Source organism: Maribacter sp. 4U21 (genome assembly GCF_002742365.1).
In the GTDB taxonomy this organism is placed as follows: Bacteria; Bacteroidota; Bacteroidia; order Flavobacteriales; family Flavobacteriaceae; genus Maribacter.
In genome coordinates, this window is record NZ_MDGN01000030.1 from 1 (window position 1) to 16,378 (window position 16,378).

A 16,378-nucleotide genomic window follows, 5' to 3' on the forward strand; every position below is an offset into this window, starting at 1 on the left:
CATCGGGTGGTTCCCGCTGGACGCCATGGCCTCCCTTACCTTGAGCATGAACAGGCGGGCGGTCTTTTCGGTGACACCGTAGCGCACGCCCATGTAACTGGCCGACAGGCTCTTTGTACTGGTCGACATCTCGAAACAGATGAAAAAGGCCTTTCGAAGACCGAACTTGACCTTATGGAAAGGCGTGTTGGCAGTGGCCGAATCGGTATGGCCGCAGATGTTGCACGTCCTCGAAAAGTCTTTTCTTACCTGCGCTGCGACATGGTTACATTTGACGCATTTGAAACCCTCTTTCCATTTGATCCCGGCGAGATACTCCTTGCAGTCCAGATCCGTTTTGAAGCCATCGGAGAACTCTAGAAGGTTTTGACCCTTGAAAATATCCATATAAACCCTATATTTATTGAATTCAAAAGTATGAATTTATCTACTGACCCTCTATAAATTTTTAAAACCGTGACAAACCGTCGCTTACGGTCTTATATCTCATTGAACTATGAAAAAACACAGTTAAACGAAACTTATGCAAAAGAACGAATTTACTAACACCTTAAACGTCTAATTTATTGATTAACAGGGGATATATATAAATTTGATTTATAATTAACCTATTTACGATACCCCAGTATCAGCTAGTAAGCATTTAACCTAATTATCATGAACAACCTTAAAAAGGTAACATTTATCCTAATGGTCTTTATCGGAACCATTGCTACCGCTCAACAGTTACCCCAATTTACACAGTACATGTACAATACAATCTCTGTTAACCCAGCCTATGCAGGAAGCAGAGGAACACTTAACGCCACTGTTCTTCATAGAAATCAGTGGGCTGGACTGGAAGGAAACCCAAGAACTAGCACATTTTCCGTTCACTCTCCCTTAAGAAACGATAGGATCGGTTTGGGTATTTCCTATATAAACGACCGTTTAGGTTTTGAAAGTACAAATTATGTATATGGGGATTTCTCCTATACCGTTCCGGTAAACGAAGAGGTAAAAATGTCATTTGGTCTTAAGGCAGGTTTTACCAACTATACTTTGGAAAATCCTGACCCCAACGACGTATTCTTTAATTCTAACTTTAATAGTTGGAACCCCAATTTTGGAGCGGGTTTTTATATTGGTTCCAATAGATGGTATGCGGGGATTTCATCTCCAAGAATTCTTAATACGGATTTGAACGAAGGTGAGTTCCAAGCTCTAGAAAGAAATAGTTATTACGCTATTGGGGGCTTGGTTTTAGATGTCTCTGAAAACACAAAATTTAAACCAACAATTATTACAAAATTTACGAACGGAGCTCCGGCCACTTATGATTTTACGGCAAACTTTCTTTTTAATGAAAAGTTTTGGATAGGTGCTTCCTATAGGGTTAATGACGCTTCGAACTTTGGAGCAATGATGGATTATCAAGTTTCGAAAGATATTAGAGTAGGTTATGCCTATGATTTACCTACCTCAACTATTAAACCTTATACTGGTGGAACCCACGAAATAATTCTAATCTATGAACTTAGAAAGAAACAAAGAGGTCCAATAAAGTCCCCAAGATATTTCTAATTAAAGAACCCCAATACGTTTAGTTCCAAAAATATTAAATCCTACATCATGAAAAGTTTTACAAATTCAGTCTTATTGGTCGCCTTTTTGTTTGCCCACCAACTTACCATTGCGCAGTATGGTGCACAGAAAAAAGGAGACTATTTCTTTAGTAAATTCTCGTATATCAAAGCAATTGCGGAGTATGAGCGAATGATAGAAGGAGGGCTTAACAGCGATTATGCCCACCAACAATTAGCAGAATGTTACCTGCTTATCAGAGATTACAAAAAATCGATTCCACACTTTAAGGCGGTAATCAATAATGCTACCCTTCCTACGGACTATTACTTTAAATACGCTATGGCACTTTATAGTAACGGTGAACATGAGGAGTCCGCAAAGTGGTTAAGGAAATATAAAAAGTTCAACAAAAATGATTCTCGTTTAAAGCGTTTTCTTAAAGATGGGAATTTAGCTTCTGTAGTTTTTAATAGTAGACAGCGTTACGAAGTAGAACCGGTTACTTTCAACTCTACCGAAAGCGATTTTGGAACCTTCTCAAGAGGTGGAGACCTTTATTTTGCATCTTCTAGGAGAGACATTGTCACCGGAGACACTTATGGTTGGAACGAAGAGCCTTGGCTAGACCTATTTGTTATCCAGGGAGATAATGAATTATCTATTCCTACTAGATTGAAAGGCGAAGTGAATACCAAATTCCATGAAAGTTCTTTAGTATTTTCTACAGATTATAAGAATGATACTATCATCTATTTTACGAGGAACAACTTTTTTAATAAAAAGGAAGGATATGGAGCTTTTGATGAAATAAACCTAAAAATATATAGTGCTAAACTCGTAGATGGTGAGTGGACAGAAAACAGGGGTTTGCGTGTAAATAGTGACTACTATTCCACAGGTCACCCATCCGTTACACCAGACAGAAAAAGACTGTATTTTACTTCTGATAGACCTGGAGGGTACGGTGGTACGGATATCTACTATTCTGAAATTCATGACCGAGGTGGTATTGGTTCACCCATTAACGCAGGGCCCGCCGTGAATACGGAAGGTAACGAAATGTTTCCCTTCATAAACGAAGAAGGAAAATTGTTCTTTAGTTCTGACGGTCATGTAGGCTTTGGTCAATTAGATGTGTTTTCAACTATATCCAATGAAGAAGGTGACATCATAGATGTAATTAACTTAGGTACACCTATCAACAGCTCTAGCGATGATTTTGGCTACTACGGTTTTCCAAACGGAATAGATGGTTATGTAAGTTCTAATCGAGAAGGAGGAATGGGTGGAGATGATATCTATAAATTTAAGTTCACCCCTGCTTTGGATGTGGAAGGGTTTGTAATTGATGGTGTTAATGAACAACCCCTAGATAGTGTTCATATAAAATTATTTGACCAAAAAACAAACACTTTGGTCGCACAGACTGTTACTGACGAAAAGGGTTACTACAGATTTCCGATTAATAGAAAAACCACCTATATGATTGAGGCGGTCAGAAAAACACACCCGCACAAGAATGTCTATTTCAACACATCAGGAACGCCTAACGCACAAAAGATGATACGAAAAGATATCGTTTTAGAACCGGTTTTAGACCTTAAGCTTTTAGCAGACTTGAATAAGATTTATTTTGATTTTAATAAAAGTAATATACGACCGGATGCCGCTTTGGAATTGGATAAGGTAGTTCGCGTAATGACCAAGACCTATCCTGATATGATCATAAAATTAGAGGCCCATACCGACCCAGTTGGAAGTCATAACTATAACGATGGCCTATCTCAAAGAAGGGCAAAATCTACCTATGAATATTTGATTGCCAATGGCATCTCAGAAGATAGAATAATTTCTTATAAAGGATTTGGTAAACGAATGCCCATTAACCATTGTACTAGCAAAAAAGATTGTTCTCCAGAAGAATTAGAGTTGAACAGAAGAACGGAATTCCCAATAGTTCAAATCAAAAAAGGAGTTTTGGCTGCCAAATAAAATATAACAGTTTAAAGACTAAAAAAAAGTCCTTCTCTTAATCTGAGAGGGACTTTTTTAATACCGATATAGAATGGTTATTCTAAAACACCATCTACAATACCGTATTCAATAGACTCCTGGGCGTTCATCCAGTAATCCCTATCAAAATCCTTTAGAACTTTCTCAAATTTTTGACCACAGTTATCCGCAAGAATTTGGGCACTTAACTCTTTGGTCTTTATAATTTCCCTTGCTTGAATTTCTATATTAGAGGCCTGTCCCCTTGCTCCTCCACTTGGTTGATGAATCATCACCTGTGCATGTGGTTGTATAAAACGTCTTCCTTTTTTTCCAACAGAAAGTAATATGGAACCCATAGACGCCGCGAGGCCAGTACATATAGTAGAAACGGGACTTTTCAATGCCTTAATGGAATCATACATGGCAAATCCGGAAGTAACATAACCACCAGGACTATTAATGTATAATTGTATTTCCTTATTATTCTGCATATCCAAATACAACAATCTATCTATCACATGTTTTGCTGAATCATCGTCTACCATGCCCCAAAGAAATACCTTTCTTTCTTCTAGCATTTTCTCATCTATAGCCTCTTGTATTTTTCCTTTTTTAGCACTCATAAATAAAGTTTTTTCTAGACATCAAAATTAAGGAAATAATTACTAAACCTACCACGCAAAAATTTGATAATCATAATAAATAAAAAAAAAGCGGAGCAATATGCCCCGCCTATACCTATAATAATTCACTAATCTTTAATCTTCTACCTCAACGGTTTTATTCACCACTTTTTTGATGGGAACAACTACCTTACCGGATTTAGTTTTAACAATAACAGAAATATTATCGATGGCCTCTACCCTACCTTCTATTTTACCTATTTTAACCTTATCCCCCACTTCATAAATTTTTCTGGTATAAAAGGTTCGTAGCAGGTCACCCACTACTTCTCTAGAACCTAGACCTAACGCCAAGGCAGCAGCAAAAAGAAAAGCACCTAATATTATAGTGAAATTACTAGTAATTATGGTCGTATCAATACCTGCCTGATTGAGCGCGGTAATACTCACAAAAATTATTATCATATAGAAAAGAACGTTGCCCAACATCTTGCCACCGCCCAAGTCCATAGACTCAAAAACAGTGGTAACCGTGTTCTTGATGGCTTTTGCCAAATACAGTCCTATCATGAAAATGATGAGGGCGGACAACAGTATGGGAAGGTACCTTAATAGATTGGCTATCTCACTAGAGATAATCTTTAAATTCATTACATCTGCGGCTACGATAATGAATACTAACCATAACACACCCTTAATAAAACTTAGGAGTACCTTGGCTATATCTATCTTTATGTCAGAATCCCCAAAAAGTTTTGCGTCGTTTACCTTGTTAGACAATACTTCTACCTTGGCTATTTTAAGGATTTTTTTAACGATAAAAGAGACTATTTTTATCGTAATCCATCCGAATAACAACACTACAAAGGCTCCAAAAATGCCAGGTAGTGCCGAAGCAATATCCTTTAAGATTGAGCCCAATGTCTCAAATATAAGATCTTTCCATTGTCCTACTGTTTCCATAATTTATGACTATCTCTTTATTATTATTTCTTATTATTTGAACCCGATGTTTTAAGCATACCTTCTATTATTGCTGAATAATTACCCGTAAACAATGTAGCCATTTCCATGATAAGTTTGGCTATGGCGATATCGTGCATTACTTTATTACGCAATTCTGGTGGAACATCCTTAAGATCTCCCTGAATTCCCTTAAACGGATTTTTGTTTTGTTCTAACATCTAGGGTAATGAATTATAGGTTTCAATTACTCTTGCTTTTGCTCTTTTTAAGCGCATTTTTACCGCACTACTGCCTATCTCCAAGATAGTCTCCAACTCTTTAATAGATACGCCATCTTGATATTTAAGCAATAATAAACTCTTATCCTCTGGCGGTATCATTTCCAATGCTCTTTTCAACTTCTCTACTTGTAGGTCCAACAAACTCTCATCCGTTACCTCAACTGACAACTTATATTCGGTGTCCTCGATGTTATTGGCCTTATCACTAATTTTCCTTCCTTTATCCCTATTTACATAATTTACACAAAAGTTATAGGTAAACGAATAAAGCCAGGTCGAAAACTTAGACCTTCCTTTAAAAGAACCTAATTTCACAAATAGCATTAAAAAGACATCCTGCGTTAAATCCTCTGCCTCCTTTTGGGATTTGGCAAAGCCATAACACTTGTTATAGACCATTTTTGCGTAACGGTCGTACAAGACTCCAAACATCATAGAGTCTTTCTTTTCAACTATTTTAAGAACTAGATCTTCATCACTTACGTCCTTGTAGGGGTCATCAGAATCCAATTTTATTTTGAATTGGTTGCTTATGATGATTAGACACAGTTTTCTTATGAAGGTCACTCTCTGGTACTTTTAGGTATTTCAAAAATAGGTATAAGATTCAGATATCGATATCTTTATCCCAAATTGAAAGTTATGATGAACAAAAATATCTATTGCTTGATCCTACTTTTCTTTCTTACCATTAGCTGCAAGATGGAAAAAAAGGAGGAGGTACACAGTGAGGTAAAAGAGCTTACAATCCTAGAAAAAGTAGCCAATGCCCATGGTTTTGAGAACTGGAAAACCATATCTCATATCAAATACACTTTTAATGTAGATAGGGATTCCTCTCATTTTGAGCGTACCTGGCTCTGGGAGCCAAAAACCAATAACGTAGTTCTGACGACGAGAGAGGACACGGTTCGTTATAATCGAATGTCCATGGATAGTACCATCATGAAAACAGATGGTGGATTTATTAACGATAAATTTTGGCTTTTAGGACCCTTCCAGTTGGTTTGGGACCAGAATAATTTCACCTATGAACATGAAGCGAATAGCGACGCTCCTATAAGCAAGGAAGCTATGCAAAAACTGACCATCGTTTATGGTAGTGAAGGTGGTTATACTCCAGGAGACGCCTATGATTTTTACTTTGGTGAGGACTATAGGATAAAGGAATGGGTCTTTAGAAAAGGGAACCAAGAGGAACCTTCCATGATTACCAGTTGGGAAGATTATAAGAATTTAAACGGTTTACATATTGCCAGTATGCATAAAATGCCGGATAGCGACTTTATGCTCTATTTTACCGGCATTGAAGTGAAGTAATTTGGTCTTATTTTTGATTGAGAAAGAATAGCATAGTTATTCATGAAAATCAACCTTACCAAAGTCATTCTTTCTATTCCCTTTTTACTGCTTTGTCAAAATAATCACAAAGCCTTAATCGCCGATTCCTTAATTGAAACGCCTATTTAAAGTAGAAATTACCTCCAAAACCGCACATAATTTTTGGTAATGAGAAAATAAAGAGTAACGTAAATGAACAAAAGGATATCTTCAAATTAAAATTTCAATAAAAAAAGACCTATTGGGATGCACAAAACCAGCTTTTACTTACAAAGGAGATGCAAGATTTAATAAGACAAATGGGCAAAGGAAGCAAGGAATTTAAAATTAGGAACAACCTAGATTAAACATCATTTTATAAAATTAGCTTGGTCGTTTTTTTAGACTCAAAGTTGCCATTAGAATTAGCAACGCCACTGCCAAAAGAACCATGAAACAGACTTTGAGTGAATAGTTTTCCGCTAAAAATCCCAAAATAGGGGGAGCACACAGAAAACCTGCATAACCGGTTCCTGCAATAAAAGCCACACCTTGGGAAGAATCCACTCCTTTGACATTACCTCCTATTCTAAATATTTCTGGCACCATTACCGAAAAACCAAGACCACACAGAGCAAAGCCTGCTATAGCCAGACCCGTATTAACGGTTAACACAAGAACATAGCCCGCTACAGCTAAAATTGTACCTAGGGCCACCATTTTAACAGAGCCCATTACGTTGCTCATTTGGTCACCTAAGAAACGCCCCAAGGTCATGGTTAACTGAAACCCTAAAAATCCTACCCCCCAGAGTGCTTCCGGAGCTATGCTAACTTCCTTTAAATAAATACCACTCCAATCTACTATGGCGCCTTCACTCCCCATAGCAATAAATGAAATTATTCCTAAAAGCATAAGCGGTTTAAATAATCCTAAACTAAAAGGCTCTTTTATAATAGGTGCTGCTATAATGGATACGTACTTTCTATAAAAAACAAGATTTACCACAAGCACCAAGAAAACGGCCAAACCCATATGCAAAACAGGATTATCTAAAGGCCCTATGAGAAAACTACCTAATCCCGCCAAAACCCCACCGAGACTGAAAAAACCATGGGATGCGGACATAAATTTCGCTTTATCTTTCTTCTCTATCTCCGTGACCAAGGTATTCATTGAAATATCCGTAAAACCATTGGTAGCTCCGAAAATAAATAGTGCCGCCATCAAACTATAATATGATGGTGCAAGTAACGGTAACATAGCGGCAAACGAACTACCTATTACCCCGTACCAGGTTGTTTTACCTACCCCAAACCTATTAATTATGGTTGACGCAAACGGAAATATGGAGAATACGCCAAGTGACAGAAAGAAAATGGTAATTCCTAACTCCGAGTTGTTTATCGCCAACGATTCTTTTACGCTTGGAATATAAATGGCCCAAGTACCAAAAAGTATATTTAAACTAGCAAATACCCAAGAGGGGCCAAAATACCGAGCATTACCTAATATTAGGAGAAGTGATTTCAATAGTATATGTTGCTAACGGGTTTTAATTTATTGAACATTAGTGTTATCTGTTTCCTTGATAAGATTTCAGTTTTTAATTGATTTAGAAAGAATTCCATTTTTCAAAATCTGACCGAATCTATACATATCCTCAAAAGAGCAATAAAAGGGTGCTGGTGCCAATCGGATAACATTTGGTTCTCTCCAATCCGTAATGACACCGTTATCCATTAAATATTGAAATAGCGCTTTACCTTCACCATGTAAGAAGACCGACAGCTGACATCCCCTATCCTTTGGCGTTATAATTTCAAAAGAACTGGCTACTTCTTTATCGATTTCCGTTAATACAAACTCCAAGTAAGCCACAATTTTATCTCTTTTCCTGATCAACGCTTCCATACCTACTTCTTCAAATAGCTCTAAGGAGGCTAGATAAGGTGCTATGGATAAAATAGGTGCGTTACTTACCTGCCATGCATCTGCGTTTTCCATAGGCTCAAATGCTGGTTTCATAAGAAAACGTGTTTCTTTTTTGGTACCCCACCATCCTTCAAAACGTGGAATGTCCTTCCTGTTCAAATAGCGCTCGTGTACATAAATTCCAGAAGCATTTCCCGGACCACTGTTCATATACTTATAACTACACCATGCCGCAAAATCTGCGTCCCAATCATGTAATTCTAAAGCAACATTACCTACGCCATGGGCCAAATCCCATCCTACCATGGCCCCAGCTGCCTTACCTGCCTTGGTAATCGCTTCCATATCAAGAACCTGTCCGTTGTAATAATTTACTCCACCAATTAAAACCAATGCCAACTCATCCCCGACCGCTTCAATTTTTGAAATAAAATCTTGGGTCTTCCAAGCATGTGCACCTTCCGGTTTTTTAACCTCTATAATTGCCTCTGACGGGTCTAGTCCATGAAACTTAACCTGACTTTGAAGCATGTACTGATCACTTGGAAATGCTTTTTCTTCGCATATGATCTTAAATCGTTTTTTATCCGGCCTGTAAAAGGATACCATTAAGAGATGTAGGTTTACCGTTAGGGTATTCATTACGGATACTTCCTTAGGTTTGGCACCTACCACCTTAGCTAGGGGCTCCGCTAGACGCTCATGGTAATCCCACCAAGGTTTATCAGCGTAAAAATGACCCTCTACCGCAAGTGAAGCCCAATCGTTCATGACCTCGTCTATATACTTCTTGGTACGCTTTGGCTGCAAGCCTAGAGAGTTCCCGGTAAAATAAATCACATCCTTGCCATTGACTTTTGGAAATAGGAACTCATCCCTATACGATTGTAATGCATCTTTACTATCCATCGCCTGTGCAAAGGATAAGGTGTTCTTAAATTCCATAGACAAAATTTTATGTAAAAATACTGATACAAAAGGAAAGCGTAGAACTTGGTAGTAGAATTATAATTTATTGCTTATTCGGTATTCGCATCTCTATCATATGGCTCTTGAAACCAACCTTTTTATACGCTCGTAGTGCAGGGTCGTTATCACTGTATACGGTAAGTCTAATTTCCGACAGACCCCGGGAGTACGCCCACTCCTTTAAACCTTCTATTATCAGCTTGTTGATACCGTGACCCCGGTAATCCGCTACCGTGAACATAAATCCTAAATAGGCATACGTATCATGGTCCAAATAACTCCTAGCCGCCTTTTCAAGCGCGTATCCACAACTTACAATTTTCTCTTTGTACAGGGCAACCAATAGTAGTGCCTTTGGATTTGCCATTAAATCCTTTAAATCGTAATAATGTACAGGATTTTCCTTTATAGTAGGGTCATAAGGCCTCTCGGCAGTTATTACGCCCTGCTCCATGGCCAACAACACCTCCAAATCAGCATCAACAGCCTTTCTTATCACTATTTCTTCAGTCATACAGAAAAATTATGATGACCTAAGGTACTGCTTAAAATGGTATTTTTGACATAAATTAAGTCATGCACTTCCTATCTACTTTATTGGAGAATTATATCAGCGACAACTCGCAAGACGAACCTGATATTTTGAAGGAGCTAACCCGGGAAACCCATTTAAAGGTAATACAACCGAGAATGCTTACGGGTCATTTTCAGGGAAGGGTCCTTAGTCTTCTTTCCAAAATAGTACGTCCCAAAAATATTTTGGAGATTGGAACCTACACGGGGTACTCGGCAATTTGCCTGGCTGAAGGACTTCAAAAGGGTGGCACTCTGCATACGATAGACGTAAATGCGGAGCTGTTTGACATACAGCGTAAATACTTTGATAAAAGTGGATATGGAACTCATATTAAGCAACACATAGGCAATGCCCTGAATATTATTCCACAGCTAGATACCACCTTTGACCTCGTATTTATTGATGCGGAAAAAAAAGAATACCTCAACTATTTAGATGTTGTACTCCCCAAGACCAAAACAGGCACTATACTCCTGTCGGACAATGTGCTTTGGTCCGGAAAGGTAATTGAAGCCCTGGACCCCAAGGATAAGACTACAAAAATACTGTTGGAATATAACAATACCCTTAAGGTACATCCAAAACTAGAGACCGTACTACTACCGGTAAGGGACGGACTTACGCTAAGTAGGGTAAAATAAGCCTAAGATAAAGACGGTAGAACAACCACGCCGAAAAGGCGCCCACCAAAGCTCCCACGATTAAATCAATGGGAAAATGAACACCTACATAAATCCTACTCATGGCAAACAGTAATGGCCATATAAAAAATACGGCCGCCCATTTAACATGCTTCCTTAAAAACAAAAAAACCAATGTTGTGATAGAGAATGATGAAGATGCGTGACCAGAAAAGAAACTGTAGCCTGTAGGACTCCTTAAGATTCGAATAAGCGTATTTATTTCGGTATCGTTGTTGGGCCTTAATCTCGCAACGACTTCCTTGGTCAAATCTGTTAGGGTTACTACAAAGAACACCATAACCAACAAGGTTATAATGATACCTAGTGCTTGTTTTTTAGGGTATGTTCTGAAAAATAAGAATCCAAAGAGAAGAAAAAGAGGGGTCCAAGTGGGGATTTTGGTTACCGTTGACCAAAACACATCGAACTGTTCAATACCAAGACTGTTTAAATAAATAAAGGTTTCACGATCCCATTGTAAAAGTTTATCGAGCATGGGACTATTTTCTTTTTACGGAACCGGCCGCATCACTAATACTTTTACCCACATCACCAAAACCCTTTTTTACGTCTTTGGCAATACCAGTATCTATACTGTTCTTAACATCATCTATATCCTTTTGGATATCAGTAATTACGCTTGTATCTATGCCCTGCTTGTCCGCACTGCGCTGAATCTCTCGCTTTATATCCTCAGTGGCGTCCTTTAACTGGCGCATGCCCTTTCCAAGACCTTTGGCGATTCCTGGAATTTTATCCGCACCAAAGACCATTACCACTATGAACATGATAAAGAAAATCTCACCACCGCTGATGAACAAAAAATGGGTCGCTATCATACTACAAATATAAACAAGTTTAGATGCTAACTAAAAAAGCCCCGTTGAATTAACGAGGCTTTTAGTGAAAAAATGGAATTTATTTTCCTTTAATATTCTCCTTGAACTTATCAAAGTCGTTCTGCTCTTCTTTCTTAGGCCAAGAGTTATTAGTAGTATCGATATCCGCGGTTTCCAGTTTTGGATCTACCACGATTCCCTTCAATTCTTTTTCGGATGCCATAACAATACTAACTTCTTTATCGTTTTTTCTCCAAATTTCTGCGGGATAGGTTATATATTTCGTAGTACCGTCCGCATAGGTATACTCTACGATTAAAGGCATGGGAATACCACCGGGCTTGTCATAAGTAACCTCGTAAAAATATTTGGGTTCTTTGACAGCAGCTCTCTCGGCCTCCGTCATATTATCCATCATAAACTCTTTAAGAGTCGTAGAACTTTCAGAAGGTAACTTACCTTTCAATTCAGGATCTGCATCATCACCCTCCGCATCAGCTAAATAAACCAAGGGTCTTAAATCTGCTTCAGTAAGGTTCCTTGCAGCCATGTACTCCTGCATTTTTTTATTGGGTTTATCGCTCACGTAGTACTTCTTAATACCCTTTACGCCTATATCCACATAATCCGTAGTATAAAACCATCCTCTCCAATACCAGTCCAAATCTACGGCAGAGGCATCTTCCATAGTTCTAAAGAAATCTTCCGGGGTAGGGTGTTTAAACATCCAACGTTTGGAATAGGTTTTAAACGCATGATCAAAAAGTTCTCTGCCCATGACCGTTTCGCGAAGAATGTTTAAGGCCGTAGCCGGTTTTCCGTAAGCATTAGGACCCAGCTGATATACGTTTTCAGGATTGGACATAATCGGGGAAATCGTACTTTGGTCACCACTCATATACGGGACTATCTTTGCCGGAGCCCCTCTTCTAGATGGGTAAGCACTATTTGGCGCGATTGCCTCCGGAAATGCTTCTCCGAATTCCTGCTCTGCCATATACTGCATAAAGGTATCCAAACCTTCGTCCATCCAACCCCATTGACGCTCATCGGAATTGACGATCATTGGAAAAAAGTTATGACCAACCTCGTGTATGATTACACTGATCATACCATATTTTACTCGGTCCGAATAGCTTCCATCTTCATTTGGTCTTCCGTAATTCCAGCAAATCATAGGATATTCCATACCCTGATTCTTTGCATGTACGGATATGGCCTTTGAATAAGGATAATCAAAAGTATGTGCGGAATAGGATTTTAAGGTATGGGCTACCGCTTTGGTAGAATATTCCTCCCAAAGGGGATTACCTTCTTTAGGGTACATAGATACGGCCATGACATCCCTATTCCCTAATTTGACGGCCTGCATATCCCAAATAAACTTTCTTGAAGTGGCAAATCCAAAATCCCTGACGTTTTCGGCCTTTAATTTCCAAGTCTTCGTTTTATCGGAAAAAAACTTTTCGGCTGCTTCGGCTTCCGCTTGGGAAACAATGATTACAGGTTTATCATAAGACTTCTTAGCCATCTCATAACGCCTCATCATCTCTTTGGAATAGACCTCTTTTCTATTTTGAAGAACACCTGTACCATCTAAAACGTGGTCTGCAGGAACGGTAATGTTCACTTCATAGTCCCCGAAAGGCAATGCAAACTCTCCACTTCCCCAAAACTGATGATTCTGCCATCCTTCTACATCGCTGTAAACGGCCATTCTAGGAAAAAACTGTGCAATGACATAGGCTCTATTTCCATCTTTTGGAAAATACTCATAACCAGAGCGTGCCCTGTTCACAGTATGATCGGGTATGTTATAATTCCATTTAATAGAGAAGGTGTACTGCTCTCCGCTCTTCAGCGCTTTTGGCATATTTATCCTCATCATAGTAAAATTGATGGTGTGCGAAAGGGCTCTACCATTGGCATCCTTTACGTGTTCTATATTAAAACCCCCATCAAAAGGTTCGGTCAAGTATTTTGCGGCAAAGCCACTTGGACCTTCTGCAATAGGTACCCCGCCACCATTACGCAAGGGTGCTTTGGAGTCTTTAGCCCTAACGTTTTGGTCTAACTGCACCCAAAGATACTCCAGATTATCGGGAGAATTATTCGTATACGTTATAGTCTCTTCCCCATATATTTTGGCATTCTTATCGTCTAAACGAATGTCCATCACGTAATCTGCCTGCTGCTGATAGTAATCGGGACCAGGTGCCCCGGAAGCGGAGCGATAGGTGTTGGGCGTTGAAAACTCTTCGTAAAGTTGCTTGAATTTACTCTGATTGTAATGACCTGGCTCTTTGTCTTGCTTTTCTTCTTCCTGTGCAAAGGAAATCGCAGCAAATAAAAATAAAACCGAGGCAAAAGTGTACTTGAATCTTATCATTTTCTATTCCATTTTTAGTCGGGGGAAAATAAAGTTTTTTAAAGGATTTCCGAGGAGAATGTTACAAGTTTAACATTCCTTTAGCATCAGATTTAAGCAAGACGAAGCTCTTTTTTTTTTCCTTTATTTTAATATGCAACACATTCTGTTGCTCATCGAAAAGGTCGGTTAGCATTTCGTTCGTAATAGCAACAGTCTTAACGGTGGGTAAATCAATTTCTGGAACTTCCAGATAACAAACGATCATGTCCGTATCATACTCTTTACCGATCATGGTGTACCGTACTGGCTTTCCATTGATCTCAATAACGAATTTGGTACGCAAATACTTTTCAAAATACGCATTATCCGCCTTAGACGCTTCATCGGTACCTAGTTTAGAACTAATATCGTAACGCTCGTTAAGCACACTGTTCATATCATCTATAAAAACCCTTGTAGTAACCTGTAAGGCATCATCTTTTTCAGAGTAGCCCACGTGCGTTACACTGATATAAAATTTATGTGCTATCGTAAATGCAAAAAGCGGTAGTATTAAAAGTAAAAGTCCTTTCCTTAAATAGCCCATATTGTTGTTTTTATAAAAATAAGCAAACGATATGCCAAAAAATGAATTAGTCAATATCATTGTTTTCTAGGTATACGATGCTTTTTCTTTCCAAAAATTCCCATATTTTAAATAAATCGTGCGTATCTACAATGGATTGAAAAGAAGGATCGATTTCACAGAAATAGAAAAAGTCGTCCGTGTTGGCCTCAGGTATATAAAGCTTTGTTCGATAAAGGGAATCTGCATAGAACTCTCTTACCCGCAAGGTCCGATCATATAATTTATTGCGGGCCAAACGTTTTTTCAGCATTTTAGTCCTTCCGGATATCGCGTTTAAAATGGGTGTTACAGGAATCAGCCCTCCGCCAGAGGTAGCCTCATATAATTCCCGCTCCGCCTTTGTGGGTACACGAACATAAGCATTAGGTAAATTTAATGTGGAGGCCGTTACCACAGGCTCTATTTCTAAAGAAAGCAAATCTTTGGTGATATCTCCCGAAAGATTGTAAGGCGTAACCACAACCTCTTCTAACTCCGTAAGCTCGTCTTCCAAAGGCACTACAAGCATTTTACTATCGTAAATGGACTGCGTTATTACGATTTGTTTTTTTTTAAACTGAACGGCAGAAAATATAAGGGTATCGTTAAGGCGCACGGGTATATCAAAAAAACCATTTAGGTCCGTAATCGTTGCCCTTTGCGTAGTGGTATTCAAAACATGGGTTGCAGCTACATCTCCGTCCCTACTAGTTACCCTCCCATCTAAATCCTTGGCATTATCAATCTGAGCCAAGGAAAGTATAGGCAATGTACAACAGCATATAAAGATTTTACTCCTCATTCAATGACGCCAGGAAAGATTTGCTGAGATTCACCAGGGAATCGATTAATTGAAACTCGTTTTCTTTTTTCAATAAGGATCTTGCGGGCATTTTAGGGTCACAATACAGTAAAAATGCGTCAATTTTGTCTTGTGGTATGTTCAAATCCATGACAAAAAATTGATCGTCATATACTTGGCGTAATACCTCACTGGCCAACATAGGTTTTACTTCTGGGTCAATTTCCTTGGACTTAAAAATTGCCCTGAAAATATTGACAAAATTAATGCCGTCCTGCATTCCCCTTTCCGATTGGGAGAGCGCTACGTTCTCAACCTCCGTACCACGGTCCACTTCATATTCATACTCCTTAAATTCCTCATTCTTCACTTGTAAGTAGCGTTCTTGGTCTTCTGGTGTTAGCACCACCTCATCCAATTCGGTAACCTTTTCGTTAACAGAAACTACTAACCTGTTGTTCGCTAAAATCTCAGGGGTTATTTTCACTAATTTATATTGGAAATTTACCGCAGTAAATACCAAATCGTCACCCACTTTCACTTTTATGGAAAATTCACCATCATCGTTGGTTATCGTAGCCTTTTCCGTGGTTGAATTTATAACATACTCATTGGCAACATTAACGTTCTTATAAATAACCTGACCCATTAAAATACGCCGATCATCGTCTTGTGAAAAAGATATTGCCGTAAAAAATAGTAGCGCAGCGCTAAGTAAATTTTTAATCATAATAGTCGGTATTAAAGACTTTTATCATGGAATGTTCCATGAAACAGTATATAAAGAAAACACTTGTACCCGTTTAAAAAAAACCACTACCAATAAACTTTTGTTAATTTCTAG

At 38.6% G+C, this 16,378-nt stretch carries 17 protein-coding genes and 1 pseudogene; 4 read left to right on the forward strand and 14 right to left on the reverse strand.

Features of this window, described 5'->3' with window-relative positions; translation table 11 throughout:
- Nucleotides 1-387, reverse strand: a pseudogene (locus BFP77_RS05400) (IS1595 family transposase); the annotation flags it as partial.
- Between the two features lie 270 nt (nt 388-657).
- On the opposite strand from BFP77_RS05400, the gene BFP77_RS05405 reads away from it, so the two are divergent.
- Together BFP77_RS05405 and BFP77_RS05410 are read left to right on the forward strand one after the other, a co-directional pair.
- Complete coding sequence (locus BFP77_RS05405) at nt 658-1,563, forward strand: PorP/SprF family type IX secretion system membrane protein (protein ID WP_099573033.1); 906 nt, start codon at nt 658-660, stop codon at nt 1,561-1,563.
- A gap of 48 nt (nt 1,564-1,611) precedes the next feature.
- On the forward strand, nt 1,612-3,558 hold the full coding sequence (locus BFP77_RS05410) for an OmpA family protein (RefSeq protein WP_099573034.1): 1,947 nt from the start codon (nt 1,612-1,614) through the stop codon (nt 3,556-3,558).
- A 77-nt stretch (nt 3,559-3,635) separates the two neighbouring features.
- Here the strand turns inward: BFP77_RS05410 and BFP77_RS05415 are convergent, their stop codons facing one another.
- The 4 genes from BFP77_RS05415 to BFP77_RS05430 form a co-directional block, all read right to left on the reverse strand.
- Nucleotides 3,636-4,184: a ClpP family protease gene (locus BFP77_RS05415; RefSeq protein WP_099573035.1), complete on the reverse strand. Its 549-nt coding sequence runs from the start codon at nt 4,182-4,184 to the stop codon at nt 3,636-3,638.
- A 135-nt stretch (nt 4,185-4,319) separates the two neighbouring features.
- Nucleotides 4,320-5,147, reverse strand: a complete 828-nt coding sequence (locus BFP77_RS05420; protein WP_099573036.1) for a mechanosensitive ion channel family protein — start codon at nt 5,145-5,147, stop codon at nt 4,320-4,322.
- 23 nt (nt 5,148-5,170) lie between these two features.
- Nucleotides 5,171-5,368: a hypothetical protein gene (locus tag BFP77_RS05425; protein WP_099573037.1), complete on the reverse strand. Its 198-nt coding sequence runs from the start codon at nt 5,366-5,368 to the stop codon at nt 5,171-5,173.
- Nucleotides 5,369-5,998, reverse strand: a complete 630-nt coding sequence (locus tag BFP77_RS05430; RefSeq protein WP_180272315.1) for an RNA polymerase sigma factor — start codon at nt 5,996-5,998, stop codon at nt 5,369-5,371. It abuts the gene before it with no gap.
- A 135-nt stretch (nt 5,999-6,133) separates the two neighbouring features.
- Here BFP77_RS05430 and BFP77_RS05435 point away from each other — a divergent pair, with 135 nt between their 5' ends.
- The gene (locus BFP77_RS05435) at nt 6,134-6,751 is read left to right on the forward strand and encodes a hypothetical protein (protein ID WP_257212879.1); all 618 of its coding nucleotides are present in this window, start codon (nt 6,134-6,136) and stop codon (nt 6,749-6,751) included.
- A gap of 384 nt (nt 6,752-7,135) precedes the next feature.
- Here BFP77_RS05435 and BFP77_RS05440 read toward each other — a convergent pair whose 3' ends face one another.
- The 3 genes from BFP77_RS05440 to BFP77_RS05450 all read right to left on the reverse strand — a co-directional run bounded on the left by BFP77_RS05440 (nt 7,136) and on the right by BFP77_RS05450 (nt 10,169).
- Nucleotides 7,136-8,284 (reverse strand): MFS transporter, encoded by a 1,149-nt coding sequence (locus tag BFP77_RS05440; RefSeq protein WP_099573039.1) that lies wholly within the window; start codon nt 8,282-8,284, stop codon nt 7,136-7,138.
- A gap of 66 nt (nt 8,285-8,350) precedes the next feature.
- Complete coding sequence (gene kynU, locus BFP77_RS05445) at nt 8,351-9,631, reverse strand: kynureninase (RefSeq protein WP_099573040.1); 1,281 nt, start codon at nt 9,629-9,631, stop codon at nt 8,351-8,353.
- Between the two features lie 67 nt (nt 9,632-9,698).
- Entirely contained in the window at nt 9,699-10,169 is a 471-nt protein-coding gene (locus BFP77_RS05450; RefSeq protein ID WP_099573041.1) for a GNAT family N-acetyltransferase, read from the reverse strand.
- Between the two features lie 62 nt (nt 10,170-10,231).
- On the opposite strand from BFP77_RS05450, the gene BFP77_RS05455 reads away from it, so the two are divergent.
- Entirely contained in the window at nt 10,232-10,873 is a 642-nt protein-coding gene (locus BFP77_RS05455; protein ID WP_099573042.1) for an O-methyltransferase, read from the forward strand.
- Here the strand turns inward: BFP77_RS05455 and BFP77_RS05460 are convergent.
- The 6 genes from BFP77_RS05460 to BFP77_RS05485 all read right to left on the reverse strand — a co-directional run bounded on the left by BFP77_RS05460 (nt 10,851) and on the right by BFP77_RS05485 (nt 16,264).
- Nucleotides 10,851-11,411 carry a phosphatase PAP2 family protein gene (locus BFP77_RS05460; protein ID WP_099573043.1) on the reverse strand — a complete coding sequence of 187 codons (561 nt, stop codon included), beginning with the start codon at nt 11,409-11,411 and terminating at the stop codon, nt 10,851-10,853. The genes BFP77_RS05455 and BFP77_RS05460 overlap by 23 nt on opposite strands.
- A 4-nt stretch (nt 11,412-11,415) precedes the next feature.
- On the reverse strand, nt 11,416-11,754 hold the full coding sequence (locus BFP77_RS05465; RefSeq protein WP_099573044.1) for a Sec-independent protein translocase subunit TatA/TatB: 339 nt from the start codon (nt 11,752-11,754) through the stop codon (nt 11,416-11,418).
- 79 nt (nt 11,755-11,833) lie between these two features.
- Nucleotides 11,834-14,143, reverse strand: a complete 2,310-nt coding sequence (locus tag BFP77_RS05470) for a M1 family metallopeptidase (protein WP_099573045.1) — start codon at nt 14,141-14,143, stop codon at nt 11,834-11,836.
- 61 nt (nt 14,144-14,204) lie between these two features.
- The gene (locus tag BFP77_RS05475) at nt 14,205-14,711 is read right to left on the reverse strand and encodes a DUF6702 family protein (RefSeq protein WP_099573093.1); all 507 of its coding nucleotides are present in this window, start codon (nt 14,709-14,711) and stop codon (nt 14,205-14,207) included.
- A 46-nt stretch (nt 14,712-14,757) separates the two neighbouring features.
- A complete protein-coding gene (locus tag BFP77_RS05480; protein ID WP_143751852.1) occupies nt 14,758-15,534 on the reverse strand; it encodes a carboxypeptidase-like regulatory domain-containing protein in 777 nt (258 codons plus the stop codon).
- Nucleotides 15,524-16,264 (reverse strand): hypothetical protein, encoded by a 741-nt coding sequence (locus tag BFP77_RS05485; RefSeq protein ID WP_099573047.1) that lies wholly within the window; start codon nt 16,262-16,264, stop codon nt 15,524-15,526. Before BFP77_RS05485 ends, BFP77_RS05480 begins: the two co-directional genes overlap by 11 nt.
- Between the last annotated feature and the right edge of the window lie 114 nt (nt 16,265-16,378).